Raw genomic sequence first — 17,579 nt, forward strand, 5'->3', positions numbered from 1 at the left:
CCGCGTTGATTACGTTGTTAGGTGCTATTTTGAAGTGCACTCTTTTTTTATGTTGATGTTGTTATCTTGTGCCGCTCCGGTGGTAAAGCTTTCACAAAAGCTGTCGTCTTTTGATGTGACATAAATTATATGAGGTGTCCCTGCAACTCTAAGTTCTGATGAATAGTTTAAAACTTCTACCGTTGGGGTTGAGTTGCATTCAAAAAGGTTTTTCATTTCTGAATATTCGTTACCGAAACTTTGGGAAACAGCCCATTTGGAAGTTTGACATATCGTTGAATCGGGAAAGGTGATTTGAGCTTCTATTTTTTGGGTTAGTGGATTTGATATTTGTAGGTATCTGCCATATTTCTTGTTCATATTGGTGCCAGAGCAAGCGCAGAGGATAATTAAGAAAATTGCCAAGCAGATGAGTTTTAATTTGTTCATTGTCCCCTCCCATGAGTAAAAGATTAGAATAGTTATTTTTTAAGCACCTAACGGTTCATGATAACCGGCGGCGACGCGAACTTGCGTGACTCACCGCAATTTGGTTTTGCTTTTCAATTTAAAGCAGAAGCATTTTCCGTCCGCGTTGATTTTATTGTTAGGCGTATTTTGTTTTTTTCATATGGCATAAAAACCGTAAATAAGTAGAAGAAGCTCGCAATGAAATTTAGAAACACAAAAAAGAATGCCCACGAACCGAAGCCTAAAATGCTTTTTCTATTTCTAATACAATGAAAAAACATCCATGCCCACAATGTTAAAAAAGAAATAAAGGAAAACAATATTCCATTTTTTGTTACTGACTCTATGCCTGTAATTGATGGCTGGATCAATGGCGCACAGGCTAGAACAAGTAATATGTATGCAGACCAAACTCTAATCATTTCATTTTCATTTCTGACGCCTAACGGTTCATGATAACCGGCGGCGACGCGAAGTTTTGGCCACCACCGCAATTTAGATTTTGCTTTTCAATTTAAAGCAGAAGTATTTTCCGTCCGCGTTGATTTAGTTGTTAGGCATATCTTTTAAGTTAATGGTTTTATTTGCAATTTTTACTTCAAATGTTTTGTAAACCCAAAGACCATTAATATTTTCGGCATATATTGAAACTGTTCCGTGACCTTTTGGCCCCTCAATTGGGAACTTAAAACGCCCGAATGAATCGTCATAAGTTGCCTTCATTGACAGGCCCGTTTTAACAGGTGCCCCTATTTGCTCTATGATTTCCTGGTTGTTACTGATTTCATTTATTGATTCCATGTAGACCGGATGTTTACTCATTGAGAAATAACTGATCGAAAGGCCAGCTAATACGAGCACTACAAATGCATAAGGTCTATATTTTGTTTTATTTCCGCGGAGTAAAAATACCAGGCAACCAATTATTGCCGCAGCCACTACTGCAAAAATTAAGATTGTAATCATTTAGATGCCTAACGGTTCATGATAACCGGCGACGACGCGAACTTGCGTGACCCACCGCAATTTGGTTTTGCTTTTCAAATTTGCACAGACGTATTTTCCGTCCGGTTGATTGCGTTGTTAGGCTATTTCTTTCCTGATTTTCGCAGAATATTTTTCAGCTTTTTGACAGAAATACACTGCAATTTGCATGATGACAGTGAGGTAATTGTTGTTTTCCGTGAGCTCAGCAAAGCCATTTACTTTCATGGATGATGGATGAACTAATTTTGAGCTCAGTTTATATACAAACAAATAATCATCTTCGTAACCATGGTCTTTGGCTAATTCTCTAATATTGAAATTCTTCTCCAATTTGTAATGACTTTCTTTTAGAGACTTGTCATCAAATGCCTGGACTTCGTCTACTGCAGAAGTGTCTAAATTTCGTTTTTGAAGTAATTTTTTGAAGCCATTTCTAACATCAGTTGAATCTTTGTGTTGCTGGCCATACCAACACCGGAGCGCATTTCTGTCCGAATAGACATGTCTCAGAATAAGGTACCGTTCGAAAATGTTACGAGTATGTAGGCTTGTATAATCAAGCTGATTGATACTTTTTATTAATTTAATAATCTCTCTATCAATATCGTTCAAAATATATAGAAGAGCATTGTTTTGCTCTGTATAATCTTTGGTTTTTAATTGATTTATGAGTTGAGAAATTCCCTTCCGGGAGAGTTCTAAATCATCTTTGTGAGAGAGTTTTATCTTCAATCTTTATTCCTAGGAGCCTAACGGTTCATGATAACCGGCGGCGACGCGAACTTGCGTGACCCACCACAATTTGGTTTTGCTTTTCAATTAAAAGCAGAAGCATTTTCCGTCCGGTTGATTAAGTTGTTAGTTGCGGTTTACACCGAACTCTCTGCGCCATTGTACTTTTGGTTTACATTGAATGCCTTCGATAAAATCGTTGAAATGATTTAGATTTCTTCCGTTTCTAGGGATTACCTTTCGACCGACAACCCTTTTGTCGATAGTGTTGAAGCATTCAGCATAAAACTGCCGTACAACGGCAGGAACATTTTCCTTATAGCCTTTTTTTATTTCGAGGAATCTTTTGATACAAAGAGCGATAAGGTCGGATAGCTGTATCATTGGATTTTTAGTTGAATCTACAGGGTAGCTAAACTCGACTAACCATTTAACCTTTTGATTATTCGGCACGCCAAAACGACGATTGTGGATTATGTCTTCAACATTTTGATGATGTTCTTCTTTTTCGTCCATTACAATCATGCCACGCGCCGATTGGCCCAAATTCTTTTTTATATGCCAATTAATATAGGTGATTAGGTAGTCAAAACTGGTTAGGTAAGGTGTTTTTGTGTCGTAAATCGTTTGATATTCACAGTTTGCGGCTTGGAGAATTTGTTTCTCCATAGCAAAGTAGTGGATGTGATGACCCAGTTCTTCGATTAGCGAAAGAAGGTCTCTTACAAGTTGAAGACGACGTTCAATAGCGTGACCCGCAAATGGACCTTCGCCATTTGGGGACAGTAGCTCGATTGTATGAAGCTCAAAACCTTGTGGGATTTCCCCGTTAAAATAAGTTGAAATGATCGCGTCTAATCGTTCTTTTGTATTGTTCCATTTTTTGTCAGCTACGCTGAGACCAGCAAGCACAAAAATTGGCTGGTGCGGATCATTTAAATTTGCTCCTGTGTCACCACTTTCGTCTAAATAGAAAAAATGCATTTCCCCTCCGATTTATTTTTGCAACTAACGGGTCATGATAACCGGCGGCGACGCGAACTTGCGTGACCCACCGCAATTGGTTTTGCTTATTCAATTTTAAGCAGAAGCGTTTTCCGTCCGGTTGATTGGTTTGTTAGCTGGCTTCGCAAGAGGCTGAAAGCTTACAAATTACAACCAAAAAACTGGATGCCTTTTTGCTTTTCTTTCGCTACCGCCTTTTCGGGGGAACGCGCTTTTTGCGATGAGCAGATTCCTGGGCGGACAATATGATTTTATGCAGTTATTTGTGTTTGATCGGCGGGGCAGAAAATATGTTTTCTGTCGATCATTTCGAACCCCTCCGAAGTTTCCTATTGTGATTCAATTACAATTTTTGACAAAGGAATAAATTTCGACTTTCAATGTTGCTCGAAAAGCGGGACTGAAATTTACGCCTTTTCAAATTTTGCCTGCTAACGGTTCATGATAACCGGCGGCGACGCGAAGTTTTGGCCACCACCGCAATTTGGTTTTGTTTTTCAATTTAAAACAGCCGTATTTTCCGTCCGGTTGATTTAGTTGTTAGCAAGTTTTTTAAAACGCAGATAAATACACTTTTTCACTACAATTTTGGCAATTTGGCGCAGTAAGAATAACGTAAAACATATATGAAAGAGGCACTAGCCACGGATCAATAAAGAACAGTCCGATTGCAGCTACAAAAGTGACTGGAAATAATATTGATGCCTTCAACCATGAAGTTCCTTTTTCGTGATGTTGCTGATTTCCGCAAAGCGGGCAAAGGATGATTTTGCAGTTATTGCAGAATTTTCTTGAAGACATTTCTTTGTCGCAACTTGGACAATTTTGAACCAGGCAATCGGCACACACGAAACTTTTTGAATTATGTGTTTTGTAAAAGTACCAGCCAAGGCCCGCAAACGTGACCGCAGATATCGGCCCCAGTAGAAAGAACCAAAGAGGGATTAGCGCCCACATGGAATAGGCAGCAACTTCCCCTTTAATACTGCTGATATTTTTTTGGCACTTATTGCATTTCATAATTCTTGCTTGCTAACGGTTCATGATAACCGGCGGCGACGCGAACTTGCGTGACCCACCGCAATTTTAGATTTTGCTTTTCAATTTAGGGCAGAAGTATTTTCCGTCCGCGTTGATTGGTTTGTTAGCTTTCTTGCCTAAATAAGTTGATGCCGAGATCAGAGCAAGTTTTATGTAAACTCTTATTGAACGTGTCAATTGTGATTCTTTTTTCTGGATACATTTCGATAAGATATTTCAACAATTTTTCTATGTAACCATTTTCGCGGAAATCTTCTTCTGTGTAGCAAACCCATATACTTATTTCATTTTGTAGTTCGTACATAAGGTACGATTTGTTCAAGATTGCTAATACATAATGGGGGAAGAATCTTTCATATTCCTGATCACGGTAAAGGTTGTGAAAGTCGTAGATTATTCGTGATTTGTAACGACTTGATCCGTCTTTTTTTACAACAAATTTTGTGGCGCTGCAATCGTTGGTGTATTTTGCAAAATCGATATTATTTTCTTCTGCTATTTTAATAAAATTAGATAGTTCCGTATGTAGAATTTCTTTATTCATAATTTTGAAAGCTAACGGGTAACGATAACCGGCGGCGACGAACTGCTCGCGACCCACCGAACTATTCAAATTTAAAGCAGAAGCATTTTCCGTCCGCGTTGATTGCATTGTTAGGCATTATTGTTAATTCGGATTCCATGTTTTTTTATTAAGTACATAACTATTGTTACTTACTCTAAATAAATCAAATGACTCGCTGAGAAACGGGGAGAAATTACCTTTACATTCAAGTTCCCTGCAAATATTGCTTAAATATCGGGCTATGACATATAGGTAAAACATGGAATATTTTTGTTTTACAGGAATCTGATCACTGTGCGTCATAAGGTCAAAGACGTTATTAATTTCTGAACCATCTTCCCTTGTATGGTGGACAATGGAATTGTCTGCCATTAAACCTGAGAGTTCATTTATTGTTTCTGTATTTTTTGATCTTGGCTTGTAATGCCGCTTTATTATCTCAGAGCAAACCTCCGATTCCCATCGGGTGAGAGGCTCTAGTCCTGCCTGTTGTTTCCCGGTTAAGTAGTCGAGATTGTAATATCTTGCTTGGATTGCAAAATCACTGAGAAATGAAATTAAGTTTGGATATATGAAATCTTGATCGAAAAACGAATCGACAACGGACAGTGAGTTCCTAGTATTTATCTCACGTGAGGTTGTTAATAAATCTGAAATTTTGTGACCTAAATCTTTTAAGTAATTATTGCTGGGGAAGTTGTCATCATTGTTTAATCGATAATCGTATATCAGTATTATTTTAAGTAGTCTCTCGATTCCGGATACGTATGAAAGAATACCGCTATAGAACAATCCATTCTGTGCGAAATTGTATTTCCTTATCTGGGTTAGACCAATACCTATAGACATGGAACTCATCGCGGCTTCACGGTTTAAGGCTATACATATTTCTCGTGGAAGCTCTCCGGATTGAGACATATATTTTTCCTTTTGAAGCCTAACGGTTCATGATAACCGGCGGCGACGCGAGCTTGCGTGTCCCACCGCAATTTGGTTTTGCTTTTCAATTTAAAGCAGAAGCATTTTCCGTCCGCGTTGATTAGTTTGTTAGAATGCATTTTTACTGAAGATAGTAATTTAAGGCATTCTCAATAGATTTTCTCACCATAGGGTCAGGATATGGACTTGGTGATGGATTCTCTTTTCTGTATTTTGCTAGTCGTTTCATAATATTGGTTTCTGCTTCTGAACTGTCCGGAAACACGGACATGTAGGGTACTGGGATCTTAATATCGTTGGTTCCCGCATGGTGAACAATAATGCTGCTGTCTAATGCGGTTTCAAGGATGATAATCGCATTTTCTGTTTCGCCCAAACGGAAATTTTCTAATGCAATAAGAGTTTCTAGTCCACGTGAGGGTGCGGAATGGGTAGCTTCATATGTATAGCCATAGCCGAAACCATTCGATAGGCCAATTTGATAAGAGATAAATGCTGTGGCTACCAGTAAACAAGAAATACAGGCTATGAGAATGGTTTTCTTCAAGATGCCCCTCATATTTATTTTTGCATTCTAACGGGTAATGATAACCGGCGGCGACGCGACGTTCCGTGCCCCACCGAATTCTTAAAAATTAAAACAGACGTATTTTCCGTCCGCGTTGATTGATTTGTTATATTTTATGTATTGGAACCTGCATGATCTTTTGTAGCGATTTTTTGTTTTATTATAAAGGTCAATAACCTGTATTTTTTTGTCAAGTACAGACCAATTAATGTCAATATTGTGTGAAGAAAATGTGTAAAAAAAAGTTTTATTCTCATGCATGAGCAATTCAACAAACCAGGGATAATTAAAAAGTATTTCAAATTCGCCATTTTGAAGTTCAGAAAAGTAAAAATTACCCTTTTCAAGACCTTTGATGAGCCATTCTGGATTTTCCTTTTCACATTTCTTATGTGTTAACAGTTCATAAACTGTTCCCGTACCGCCAAGGTCTGTTGTTTCATTTATGGTTGTTTTTCTGATTGCGAATTCACCCTTATTGAATAGTTTCTTGTAATGCTCTGTTAAAATTCCCGTTTTAAATAAACTTTCAAATATTTTTCTTACGGTAGTTTTGTCTATTTCTTTGTCTATGGTTTTCCACTCAGGCCGCCTGAAACTGTTGTCCTTACTTTCGACAATGCAGACATAAGGTTGTTTGGTTGGTAAATCATTCAAAAAACCTTCAAAAGAACGGCATGTTTCCTCGTCATTTGGAGACATACCAGTTATGTGGGTCTTAATTCCTGTTGGCCACCAATCAACTACCTCATAACGACCCCAACCATTCTCAGGGTAATCAGTCTTGACTGACAAAATATTTAATTCATTTATGCGTTTTCGATATGCACTTGTTACGCATTCATTGAATGTTTTTTCATTGTTAATTTTTGAACATGCATCTCTTTCTTTGATCCACTCCCTTTGTTCATGTTTTAAATTTACAATTCCCCTGGACAGAAGTTTTTTATATTTACTAGACATGGAGGAGTCGTTCCATGAAAGGTATCCGTCTTCACATATTGTTTTTTCTATTCTCGTTTTTGCCAGACTGCAGTCAAAGCTAGGATCACTCCATTTGCCAAAACTTAAGCCAGGACAAATTATTGAAAATATGAGGATTAGTCTAATTGTTTTCATTTGCTCAATCACCTTCATATCGATTGAAAATATAACGGTTCATGATAACCGGCGGCGACGCGAACTTGCGTGATCCACCGAAATTTGGTTTTGTTTTTCAATTTAAAGCAGAAGTATTTTCCGTCCGGTTCATTGGTTTGTTAGGCATAGGCTTTAGATCGACCGTAATATTTTTAACTTTTACGTCGAAAATTCTATAAAGCCAATTCCCACCATTTTTCTCTGCGTAAACATGAACTGTACCCTCGCCATTCGGGCCACTGATTGGGTATTTAAAGCGCCCAAAAGTGTCATCATAGGTTGCTTTCATGGAGTAGCCGGTTTTTATTGGTTCACCAATTAATTCTTTAATTACTAAGTCATTTTCTATGGTGCTAAGTGAACTTTCATAAACGGGATGTTTCTTTGACGAATAGGAAGTTGCAAATAAGCCTATGGCTACCCAAGCTACAATTATGGATATTACATAGAGACGATATTTTGGTTTAGCTCGTTTTAGAAAAAACCAAGTGCTGCAAACAAGTAGTGCGGCAATTAGGATTAAAAGCAAAAGTTTTATCATTTAAATGCCTAACGGTTCATGATAACTGAGGTCGGTCGTCAATAGTGGACACCAAATGACCTCAAGCTGCATTTAGTTCTCTGTAATAATTTTGTTCAAAGGCCGCAGGCGATAAATAACTCAACCTTTTCTGTCGCCTTTGCCTGTTGTAGAAGATTTCGATGTATTCCGTAATTTCCCGCATCGCCTCTTTTCTGGTGGCGTATCTACGATGGTGAACCAATTCGTTTTTCAATACTCCCCAGAAGCTCTCTATCGGGGCGTTGTCATAGCAATTCCCTCTGCGACTCATTGATGGTCGCATGCCGAACTGTTTCAACAGACGTTGATACTCTTTTGAACAATACTGGCTGCCCCGGTCTGAATGATTGATCAGGTCCGGTGGCGGACGCTTGGCTGATACCGCTCGAAAAAGAGACTGACTGACCAAATTCTTCGTCATTCTCTCGCCCATTGCATATCCAACGACTTCCCCCGTGAAGAGGTCTTTATGGCCAGCAAGGTACAGCCAGCCCTCGGCAGTGGGGATGTATGTAATATCAGTCACCCACGCTTGATTGGGGGCCTCGACGTCAAACTTTTGCTCAAGCAGGTTCTCGGCAACAGGAAGCGAATGGTTAGAGTTTGTCGTGGCCTTGAACTTCTTTTTTTGCTTGCAGCTGAGGCCAAGCTTCTTACGTATTCGCTTGATCCGATGGATACCGACATGAACTCCTTGCTCTGCAAGGTCTTCCTGTAATCGCTCGGGACCATAAGTTTCCCGAGTCCTCTTGTGGGCTGCCTTGATCTCAATTTCGAGTCGCTTCTCCTCTTTTTGGCGAGGTGACTCGGGCTGTTTCAGCCAGGCATAATATCCACTTGGCGATACGCCAAGTGTTCGACAGAGGATCGGAACTGAATAATTGGGCCGCATCTGTTTTATCAGCGCGTACTGGGCAGCGACTCCTTGGCAAAGTACGCGGCGGCTTTTTTTAAAATATCGCGCTCCTGCTTGACCTGAGCCAGTTCTCGCTTAACTCTGGCAAGCTCCAGTTCGACCTCGGTTAAGGGGCGTCGGTGGTCTCCGATATCCCTTAGCTTGCCTTCCTTGAACGCTCTCACCCAATTTTCAAGGGTTGATTTCGGCAAGGAAAGGCGACGTGACACCTCATAGGCGGACACTCCACCTTCAATAACCATTTTCACAGCCTCATCCCGAAACTCCTTCGAGTAGCGGCCGTTTGGACCTCTTTCCATTCTGACACCTCCATTGTGAGAACTACTCTAAACTTTGGTGTCCATATTTTTCAACCTACCTCAAACCGGCGGCGACGCGAACTTGCGTGCGTCACCGCAATTGGTTTTGCTTTTCAATTTATAGCAGAAGCGTTTTCCGTCCGCGTTGATTGGTTTGTTAGAGTTTTTCAGTAGAGACTACCGACATAATTGTTTAAAGGGGTCGGGAGTAGGTCTTGGGGATGGTCTCCGCCAAAAGTTGCCCATTTGCTTTTTCCTGAAATTGTCGTTGAAGCAATGTCTTTCCAGGTTTCCTTCTCGTAGATTGATAATTGAACCTCAATTCTATCGGGGATACCTGACCACTCTGTGGCACGCTCTTCCCAATGCAGAATTTCGGGGACGACATAATATTGGTATTCGTTGGGGTATTTTTCTTTTAAGCAGTTGAGGGAATCACAATCTTTTGCAACGGTGGCATTTGTTGCATATTTTGAAAATGCAGCATCAACTGCTAGAGCTGTCATTCTGCCAGAGGATCGGTGCTCCGTAGTTTCATAAAACCCATTACCCGGAGTCGCGATTATGACAGGTGCTTCTTTCATAAATTTTGAATTTGGCGTAGTCAGGCTGGTTTGACCGTATTTGGCAGCACAGCCAGATAGGAATAACATGGCAATAACAAGTAGAATGAAACGCATTTAAATCTCCTTTGAACTCTAACGGTTCATGATAACCGGCGGCGACGAAAAGGTTCGGCCACCACCGAAATTTTAGATTTTGCCTTTTGGCCAAAAGCAGAAGTATTTCCGTCCGGTTGATTAGTTTGTTATGTGGCGTTTTTCTCAAAATGATCATTTAATTCACGTAAATAAGGGACCATTCCATTATATTCTTCTTCGAAAATGACTAGGCTAAAGTAAAATGGTGCCAGCCCGAAAGCTGGATGAATATTAACTATTTCCTGACCAAGATCGAGCCAGATATTTTTTTTGTCGAATTGACTGTATGCTCCCAGCAAACCACTATGATTTGGATGGGCAAACTCGCATAAGGTGTCAAACATTTTTCGGAAACCTTTATGCTCTTTGTCTACATGGTCAATAAAAGTAAGAATGTTTTTCGCTTTTACTTTTGAATCTTCCTCTCGACTCCCGAGTAAGCCTGAGCGTACGTGAGACCAAAACTCTTCAACGTCGTGGTCCTTTAAGAAAATTTCTATCTTCTTCCTTAGTACGTAGATGGAAGCGCATGTTTCTACACATGCCCGCATTAAAATGTAGGATGAAATTTTCTTTTTTGAATCATATAAATCCAAGGCGGTAGAGGAGAGTTCAGCAACTCTGTGGCACAAAACCTCCCTTAACGACACGGTGTTGAAAGGTATTCTCGATTTCAAGGTCAAGCCTGCAGGATCAACTCTTTCGGGCAGGCTATCATTGATACGTAATGACAACTCACGCGCTTCCCTTAAAACGTTCTGCTCATTGATTTCGAAATTTTCATTCATTGTTGCCACATAACGGTTCATGATAACCGGCGGCGACGAACTGTTCGAGCACCACCGAGCTATTCAAATTTAAAGCAGAAGTATTTTCCGTCCGCGTTGATTTAGTGGTTAGGTGGCACCATGTCTTTTAAGTGTAGTAAACGGACGTGGGCGAACCCAGAACCAACTGGCCAGAACCAGGGCCCCGAAAACTGTATAACAAACTATGAATACCCACTCCGGTGCGCGGAAATACAAAATCGTCTCTAGCCAATGAGATATGAAGGTACCGGGATAAACGGTGTCACCGGCCCTTTCGCGTAGCGCCATTTCCCAAGTGGTGAAAGGACATTTAACACCTAGCCATGACTGCAGCACAACCACACCGATTGCGACGAGATGCGCCAAACGAAACCACGGATTTCGTACCGAAGACCACGAAAGCAGTTTGCCTGCAAAAATTAACAAAAGGCCAAAGACGACGAACGCGACAAAAAGCGCATGGGTGAAGAGAATTAAATCTGCCGCGAACAGATAGGGCATGCCAGATTCCATTCTGCCACCTAACAGGGATTAGACGGATTCCGTGATATTGGATATTGCGGAAACCATAATATCAGTTGAAAAATCTCATAAATTCATTATCTTATATTTGTACACTTTTTCGCGTAACAATTGAATGAAAACATGGAGGGGGGCCATGGCAAATTCTCAGGGGGAGTTCTCTCCCGATTCTTCTTTCTGGCGTCATTATGAAGATTGTCTGCTTAATAATGGCATCAAGGCCGATTCTTTCCGCTGGTACGTGATCTGGTGCCTGCAGTTTATCAAGTTTATCGGACATATTTCTGTCCGCGATTGTCAGCCTGAGCATGTGTCGGCATTTCTGGACAATATTCAACAGCGACCCAAGTTGAGCGAGTGGCAGTATCGGCAGGCGCGTTCGGCGCTGTGGCATCTGTTTCGCGACTGCCTGCAAGTGGCATGGGCGGTGAATCCTGCTCCGGTTCCTGGGCGGGTGGGGCACCTGCGCCGCCGCCGGAAAGTCGACCGTCGAAGCAGGTTGCACTTTCCGAAACCCATCAGCAGGTGCTGGAGCGGATGCGGCTTGAGTTGCGTGGTCGACAGTATGCCAAACGAACGGTGAGGGCTTATCTTGACTGGGCGCGGCGGTTTTTGCAGTGTTATCCGCAGCGTCAACTTGCTGATCTGGATGGCACCACCGTCAAGTGTTATCTTTCTGAGTTGGCCGATAAGCAGGATGTGGCAATCAGTACCCAGAAGCAGGCGTTGAACGCGCTGGTATTTCTGTTTCAGGAGGTGGCCGGTCAGCCGTTGGGAGATTTCTCTGATTTCACCCGGGCGAAAAAACCGAAGCGTTTGCCGGTGGTGTTGAGCCGCGACGAGGTGAGCGCGCTGTTACAGGAGCTAAGCGAGACTCAGGAACTTGTGGCGGGGTTGCTTTATGGGGCCGGGTTGCGGTTGATGGAGGGCGTGCGGTTGCGGAGCAAGGATGTTGATTTTGCGCATGGCCAGATCCTGGTGCGTGATGGCAAGGGGCGTAAAGATCGGGTCACGGTGCTGCCGGATCGCTATCGGTCGCGACTGGAGGAGCAGATCGCTTTTGCCCGGAAGCTTCATCAGGAGGATTTGGCGCGTGAGCACGGCAAGGTCTGGATGCCATCGCTGCTGGCGAAGAAGTATCCCGCTGCTGCTTGTGACTGGCGCTGGCAGTATGTGTTTCCGGCGAACCGTTTGAGTGTCGATCCCGAGAGCGGCAACATCCGCCGTCATCATATTGATGAATCGTCACTGCAGAAAAGTATCAAGCAGGCGGCCCAGGCGGTCGGTCTGAGTAAGGTGGTCACTCCCCATGTGCTGCGGCATTCTTTTGCCACCCATCTGCTCGAGTCGGGTACCGATATCCGCACGGTGCAGGAACTTCTCGGGCACTCGGATGTGGCGACGACGATGATCTATACGCATGTACTGAACAGGCCGGGTCTTGCCGTGCGCAGTCCGGTCGATTTTTAGCTCGCTTGTTCGGTGTTTGTTTGGTCGGCTCGTTAAAGCGGGTTGTCCGGTGGCGGAATGGTCGGGCCGAGATAGACAAATTTTCCGGTTGTCATCCGTTTCGGCATTCCTTTGCCGCTTATTTGTTCGAAGCGGGAGCGGATTTCTGCACAATTGAGGAGTTGCTTCGGCATCGGGATATACTGGCTGCGCCGATTTATCTTCAGCTGATCAATTGGCGCAGCCAGGTTCTCGTCTGATTGTTGGTTTGGACTTGAAATAGCAACAGCCGACGGCGCTGGTGCGCTCGGTCGACTGTTGTTGGTTGGCTCATTTTTCAGTGGCATGTGCTTTCCCCCTTGAAAATCATGAACACCTACAATTTAAGAGATGCCTTCATTAAAAGTCAATGGAAAGCTTTCAGCGCGGTTCGGCGTTGTCGATCGGCAGGAGCTGGGGGGTGCCTCCTGCCGATTGGCAGCAAAAAAAGATTAGCGATTATGCTGCTCCAGAATCCGTTCCAGCTGTGCAGAACTGAGATAGAGATCGTAGCGGGCATCGATTTCCAGGTTGCGTGAGCGGGTCAGCAGAAACTGGGCGTCGAGCAGGTCGACGGTGGTGGCTTGCTGTTGGGCAAAGCGGTTGTCGGTGACTCGATAGTTTTCTTCGGCCGAGGTGACGCCGGTGCGCGCTTCTCGCTGGCGGCCACGGGCGATGCGGGCGTTTTGCAGGGCTGTCTCTAGTTGCAACACCAGTGTCGCTTCGGTGTCGCGCAGTTCGGCTGCCAGCGAACGGGTGCGGGCAGTTGTTACGGCAATGTTTTTTTCGCGGGCAAAACCATCGAACAGGTTCCAGCTGGCGCGCAGGGTCAGCAGATTATCTTCGTCGTCACTGCTGGTCGGCGAGAGCTGGTCGCCGTATTCTTCGTGCGCCATGGCCAGATCGACGCGCGGCAGGTAGTCACCTTTATTGGCGCGCTGCTCGCGTTTGGCCGCTTGCAGTTCACTGCCCAGATAGTGCAGTTCGCTGCGATTGTCCAGCATCTGCCGGCGGTAGCTATCGATCAGTTGTGGATCAAAATCCTGCAGCGCGCTATTACTCAGCTCTGTCAACACCTCCTCCGCCGGCAACCTGACACCCATAATGCGTTCGAGCTGGCGGCGGGCAATCTGCTGTTGCCCTTCGGCCTGCAGCAGGTCCTGACGGGCGCTAGAGAGTTCGACTTCGACCCGCAGCAGATCGTTGCGGGCGATCACTCCGTAGTCAAATTTCAGTTTGGTGTCGCGCTGCTGCCGTTCCAGCAGTTCAACCCCTTCGGCGGCGGTTGCCACCGAACGGGCGGCGCGCAGTCCTTCGATGAAGGCTTGCTGTGTTTCCAGGATGACATCGGCGCGGGTGCCCTGCAGTTGATAGTCGGCGCCCTCGGCGCGCTGTTTGGCAGCCCGGTAATTGTGGTAATCGCTCAGGCCATTGAACAGGTTAAGCGCGGCACCGAGGCTTAAGGTGGAATTTTTTTCACCGAGGGCGCGTGGGTCCTCATCCCGCTCGAGATAGCTGTAATCGAGATCGATCCTTGGCAAAAAGGCCGCTCGGGCGATGCCGACTGCTGCCCGAGAGCGGTCAGCGTTGGCACGGAATTGTTCGATCCGCTGGTGATTCTGCAATGCTGCGTCGAGTGCTTCATCCAGGGTCAGCGCCATCGCTTGCGGGGCCAGCAGCAACAGCAGCAGGAGTGTGGTTATGATCGGTTTCATTTGCTTTCCTCCTGCACGGTTTTGCGTTTTTCCATCCGAATGACAAATATCAGGATCGCCGGGATGACGAAAACCGTAAAAATGGTCGATACCGCCAAGCCGCCGAGGATGACGCTGCCTAAGCCGCGGTAGAGTTCGGAACCGGCTCCGGGGATCAGCACCAGCGGCAGCATACCGCAGATACTGGTGGTGGCGCTCATGTAGATCGGTCGCAGGCGGCTGCGGGTCGATTCAAGCACCGCCTCGCGGTAATCCATGCCGCCGTCGTGGAAATTATTCAACGCCTGGTGGACGATGAGGATGGCGTTGTTGACTACCACGCCGATGAGGATGACAAAACCGAGCATGGTCAGCACATCCATCGGTTGCGGGGCGATAAAGATGTTGAGCAGGCGCAGGCCGATAAATCCGCCCGCACCGGCCAGCGGCACGGTCAGCATGATGATCAGCGGGTAGATAAAGTTGCCGAACAGCGACGCCATCAGCAGGTAGGCGATCAGAATCGCCAGCAGAAAGTCCCACTGCAGCACTTCACGGGTCTCGGTTAGTTTTTCCGCCGCGCCGCTCATGTCGACCTGCAGTCCTTCGAGCAGGCCCATCTCGCGTACCTGGGGGATGATCTGCTGGTTGATCAGTTCCATCGCTGTTTGTAGTTCCATTGTTTTCGGCGGTGTGATCTGCAGGGTGACGGTTCGCGCCCGCTCCAGGTGACGGATCTGGGCCATGCCGGTGGTCTCCTGCAGGCTGGCCAGCGATGAAACCGGCAGCAGCTTGCCGGTCGGCGTCGCCAGGGTCGCCTGGTAGAGATCCTGTGGCGTGGAGATTTCCTGGTCTGAGGCGCGCAGGATCAGATCGATCTTCTTCTTGCCTTCCCGCTTGTAATCACCGACCACGCGGCCGTCCATCAAGACATCAAGGGCGGTCCCCAGGTCGCGGGTACTCATGCCGTTGGCTTTGAGGCGGTCGCGATTGGGCAAGATCCGCACTTCCGGATAGGTCAGTTCGATGGAGGGGATCGGGCGGACCTGACTGTTTTCGATCTGCCCACGGATCATGCCGAACAGGGTGCCGGAGGCGGCGACAATGCGGTTTAAGTCGTTGCCGCTGACATTCAGTTTGATCGCCCGGCCTTCACCGATCCCCGATTCAAAGACGCCCGGCTGGATGCTGATGCCGTACATCCCCGGAATGCTGTAGATCATGCGGTTGAAAAACGGCAGCAGCTCACTGGCGCGATCCCAGTGTTCGCTGATCGCACCGGCAATCATGAAGCCTTCGGAACCGACATAAAACATATTCTTGATCGCCGGAATGCCGTCGACATCGGCACCGATGTGCGGTGCGGCCATGTCGAAAAAGCGGTTGCCGATATCGACCCGTTCTTCAGTCGACAGACCCGGTGGTGGCACCAGGATGTTGAGCACAAAGTTGCGGTTGCCTTGCGGCAGGTATTCCATTTTCGGCGTCAGCAACCAGACAGACGCACCGGCCAGCCCGATCAGCAGTGCCAGGGTGGTTAGGCGGGTCAGCCAGTTGCGGATCGCCAGTTCAACCAACGACATCAGTCCGCTGGAGAGTTTATGGCCGAGCGTGTCGAGCAGTGGCAGGTGTTTCTGGGTTTTGGCTTTTTTGACGCGGAACAGCCGGTAGGAAAACATCGGGATCACCGAGACTGAGACGAACAGACTCAAGGTGACGGCGGCGACCACGGCGATGGCGATGTCGCGGAACAGTTGACCGGCCTCTTCCTGGATAAAGACCACCGGCAAAAACACCGCGACGGTGGTGATGGTCGAGGCGAGCACCGCGCCCCAGACTTCTTTGGTGCCGTCCAGTGAGGCATCGAAGGCGTTTTTTCCCATCTGCCGGTGACGGTCGATATTCTCGATAACGACAATGGCGTTATCGACCAGCATACCGACGGCGAAGGCGATCCCCGCCAGGGAGACAACGTTGAGATTGCGGCCGAGCAGGTCGAGGAAAATAAAGGTGCCGACGACGCTGATCGGAATCGCCGTGGCGACGACAATGGTGGCGCGCAGGCTACGCAAGAAAATCAGCAGCACACCGATGGCCAGCAGGCCGCCGAACATGATGTTCTGTTTGATCTGATCAATGGCGCCGTTGATGTAGAAGCGCTGATCGTAAACCCATTCCAGGTGGAGCTTTTCCGGGGCCAGTTTGTTTTCGTTGAGCCACTGGTATTTTTCTTCGACCAGATTGGTCATTTCCAGAATGTTGGTGCCGGCCTCCGGACGGACGCCGATGGCGATGCCAGGCAGGGCATTGTGCAGCACCACCGAGTTCTTTTTCGCAAAGCCGGGCTTGATTTCGGCCAGATCGCCGAGCAGTACCCGCTGCTGGCCGGTGGAGCGCAGCACCACCGCGGCGATATCCTCCGGCGATTTAAATTCTCCGGTGGTGCGGATGCGGAAATCGCGCCGGCCGACGCCAAGGGTGCCGGCGGAGACATTGATGTTTTCGCCCTGAATGGCGGCGATGACGTCGTTGACGGTCAGTCCGTAAACCGCCAGTTTTTCGGCACTGATGGTGATGTGCATCTCTTCTTCGGTGCCGCTGCCGATGAACAGGTCGGAAACCCCCTTGACCCGTTCGATATGCTGGCGGATGTCATTTTCGAAGAAGGTGCGATAGCTTTGCACCGGTCGTTCATTGCCGGCGCTGGTTTTCAGGATCATCCAGATGACCGGCGAAGCGGTGGCTCCGGAGGCATTGACCACCGGGTTGTCGACCCCGCTCGGGTAGGTGGGAACCTCGTTGATCTTGTTGGAGACCCGCAGCAGCGCCTCTTCGACACTGGTGCCGACCTTAAAGCGCAGAGTGACGCTACCGCGGCCGTTGCGCGCCTCGCTCTCCATTTCGATCAGGTCGGGCAGCCCTTTGAGGGTATTCTCCTGCTCCTCGACAATCTCCCGTTCGATTTCATAGGGCGTGGCGCCACGCCAGGTGGTGGTGACCTGGATCTCCGGTTCGATGACCGTCGGGCTGAGCTGGTAGGGCAGGCGGGTCAGACTGATGCCGCCGAACATCAGCACCATGATGATACCGGCCAGGATAGTGACCGGTTTGAGGATGGAGAAACGGATGATATCCATAGTTGTAAACCCTGTAGAAGGCAG

19 protein-coding genes are annotated in these 17,579 nt (G+C 46.5%); 3 read left to right on the plus strand and 16 right to left on the minus strand.

All coding sequences use genetic code 11. The features are described from left to right. Positions 1–24 precede the first annotated feature (24 nt). From ACZ5PT_RS11745 to ACZ5PT_RS11810, 14 genes are all read right to left on the minus strand, one after another. Entirely contained in the window at positions 25–429 is a 405-nt protein-coding gene (locus tag ACZ5PT_RS11745) for a hypothetical protein (protein ID WP_464263225.1), read from the minus strand. A 567-nt stretch (positions 430–996) separates the two neighbouring features. Next, entirely contained in the window at positions 997–1,416 is a 420-nt protein-coding gene (locus ACZ5PT_RS11750) for a cytochrome c oxidase assembly factor Coa1 family protein (protein ID WP_464263226.1), read from the minus strand. Positions 1,417–1,533: 117 nt separating this feature from the next. Next, complete coding sequence (locus ACZ5PT_RS11755; protein WP_464263227.1) at positions 1,534–2,169, minus strand: DUF5677 domain-containing protein; 636 nt, start codon at positions 2,167–2,169, stop codon at positions 1,534–1,536. Between the two features lie 126 nt (positions 2,170–2,295). Continuing rightward, a complete protein-coding gene (locus ACZ5PT_RS11760) occupies positions 2,296–3,153 on the minus strand; it encodes a DUF3800 domain-containing protein (RefSeq protein ID WP_464263228.1) in 858 nt (285 codons plus the stop codon). A gap of 573 nt (positions 3,154–3,726) precedes the next feature. Continuing rightward, positions 3,727–4,194 (minus strand): hypothetical protein, encoded by a 468-nt coding sequence (locus tag ACZ5PT_RS11765; RefSeq protein ID WP_464263229.1) that lies wholly within the window; start codon positions 4,192–4,194, stop codon positions 3,727–3,729. 124 nt (positions 4,195–4,318) lie between these two features. Then, entirely contained in the window at positions 4,319–4,816 is a 498-nt protein-coding gene (locus ACZ5PT_RS11770) for a hypothetical protein (protein ID WP_464263230.1), read from the minus strand. Positions 4,817–4,882: 66 nt separating this feature from the next. Then, a complete protein-coding gene (locus ACZ5PT_RS11775) occupies positions 4,883–5,698 on the minus strand; it encodes a hypothetical protein (protein ID WP_464263231.1) in 816 nt (271 codons plus the stop codon). A 142-nt stretch (positions 5,699–5,840) separates the two neighbouring features. Further along, positions 5,841–6,266, minus strand: a complete 426-nt coding sequence (locus tag ACZ5PT_RS11780; protein WP_464263232.1) for a hypothetical protein — start codon at positions 6,264–6,266, stop codon at positions 5,841–5,843. Positions 6,267–6,347: 81 nt separating this feature from the next. Continuing rightward, positions 6,348–7,406 carry a lysozyme inhibitor LprI family protein gene (locus tag ACZ5PT_RS11785; RefSeq protein WP_464263233.1) on the minus strand — a complete coding sequence of 353 codons (1,059 nt, stop codon included), beginning with the start codon at positions 7,404–7,406 and terminating at the stop codon, positions 6,348–6,350. 97 nt (positions 7,407–7,503) lie between these two features. Then, positions 7,504–7,968: a cytochrome c oxidase assembly factor Coa1 family protein gene (locus ACZ5PT_RS11790; protein ID WP_464263234.1), complete on the minus strand. Its 465-nt coding sequence runs from the start codon at positions 7,966–7,968 to the stop codon at positions 7,504–7,506. Positions 7,969–8,029: 61 nt separating this feature from the next. Further along, positions 8,030–9,204, minus strand: a protein-coding gene (locus ACZ5PT_RS11795; RefSeq protein ID WP_464263224.1) for an IS3 family transposase whose coding sequence is annotated in 2 segments (ribosomal slippage) — positions 8,030–8,934 and positions 8,934–9,204 — 1,176 coding nt in all. Because the reading frame shifts where the segments join, the coding sequence is not laid out codon by codon here. A 167-nt stretch (positions 9,205–9,371) separates the two neighbouring features. Beyond that, positions 9,372–9,884 (minus strand): DUF4823 domain-containing protein, encoded by a 513-nt coding sequence (locus tag ACZ5PT_RS11800; protein ID WP_464263235.1) that lies wholly within the window; start codon positions 9,882–9,884, stop codon positions 9,372–9,374. 128 nt (positions 9,885–10,012) lie between these two features. Then, complete coding sequence (locus ACZ5PT_RS11805; RefSeq protein WP_464263236.1) at positions 10,013–10,693, minus strand: hypothetical protein; 681 nt, start codon at positions 10,691–10,693, stop codon at positions 10,013–10,015. 108 nt (positions 10,694–10,801) lie between these two features. Beyond that, positions 10,802–11,227, minus strand: a complete 426-nt coding sequence (locus ACZ5PT_RS11810) for a DUF2784 domain-containing protein (protein WP_464263208.1) — start codon at positions 11,225–11,227, stop codon at positions 10,802–10,804. 145 nt (positions 11,228–11,372) lie between these two features. Here ACZ5PT_RS11810 and ACZ5PT_RS11815 point away from each other — a divergent pair, with 145 nt between their 5' ends. Genes ACZ5PT_RS11815 through ACZ5PT_RS11825 form a run of 3 tightly spaced genes read left to right on the plus strand, consistent with a single transcriptional unit; the run spans position 11,373 to position 12,945 of the window. Next, complete coding sequence (locus tag ACZ5PT_RS11815) at positions 11,373–11,819, plus strand: phage integrase N-terminal SAM-like domain-containing protein (RefSeq protein WP_464263237.1); 447 nt, start codon at positions 11,373–11,375, stop codon at positions 11,817–11,819. Next, positions 11,774–12,706 carry an integron integrase gene (locus ACZ5PT_RS11820; RefSeq protein ID WP_464263238.1) on the plus strand — a complete coding sequence of 311 codons (933 nt, stop codon included), beginning with the start codon at positions 11,774–11,776 and terminating at the stop codon, positions 12,704–12,706. Before ACZ5PT_RS11815 ends, ACZ5PT_RS11820 begins: the two co-directional genes overlap by 46 nt. A 20-nt stretch (positions 12,707–12,726) precedes the next feature. Then, a complete protein-coding gene (locus tag ACZ5PT_RS11825; RefSeq protein ID WP_464263239.1) occupies positions 12,727–12,945 on the plus strand; it encodes a tyrosine-type recombinase/integrase in 219 nt (72 codons plus the stop codon). A 231-nt stretch (positions 12,946–13,176) separates the two neighbouring features. Here ACZ5PT_RS11825 and ACZ5PT_RS11830 read toward each other — a convergent pair whose 3' ends face one another. After that, positions 13,177–14,439 (minus strand): TolC family protein, encoded by a 1,263-nt coding sequence (locus tag ACZ5PT_RS11830; RefSeq protein ID WP_464263240.1) that lies wholly within the window; start codon positions 14,437–14,439, stop codon positions 13,177–13,179. Then, positions 14,436–17,555, minus strand: coding sequence for an efflux RND transporter permease subunit (locus ACZ5PT_RS11835; protein ID WP_464263241.1), 3,120 nt, complete (start codon positions 17,553–17,555; stop codon positions 14,436–14,438). The genes ACZ5PT_RS11830 and ACZ5PT_RS11835 overlap by 4 nt, the downstream gene beginning before the upstream one ends. Positions 17,556–17,579: the final 24 nt, after the last annotated feature.

Source organism: Desulfuromusa ferrireducens (assembly GCF_055389805.1).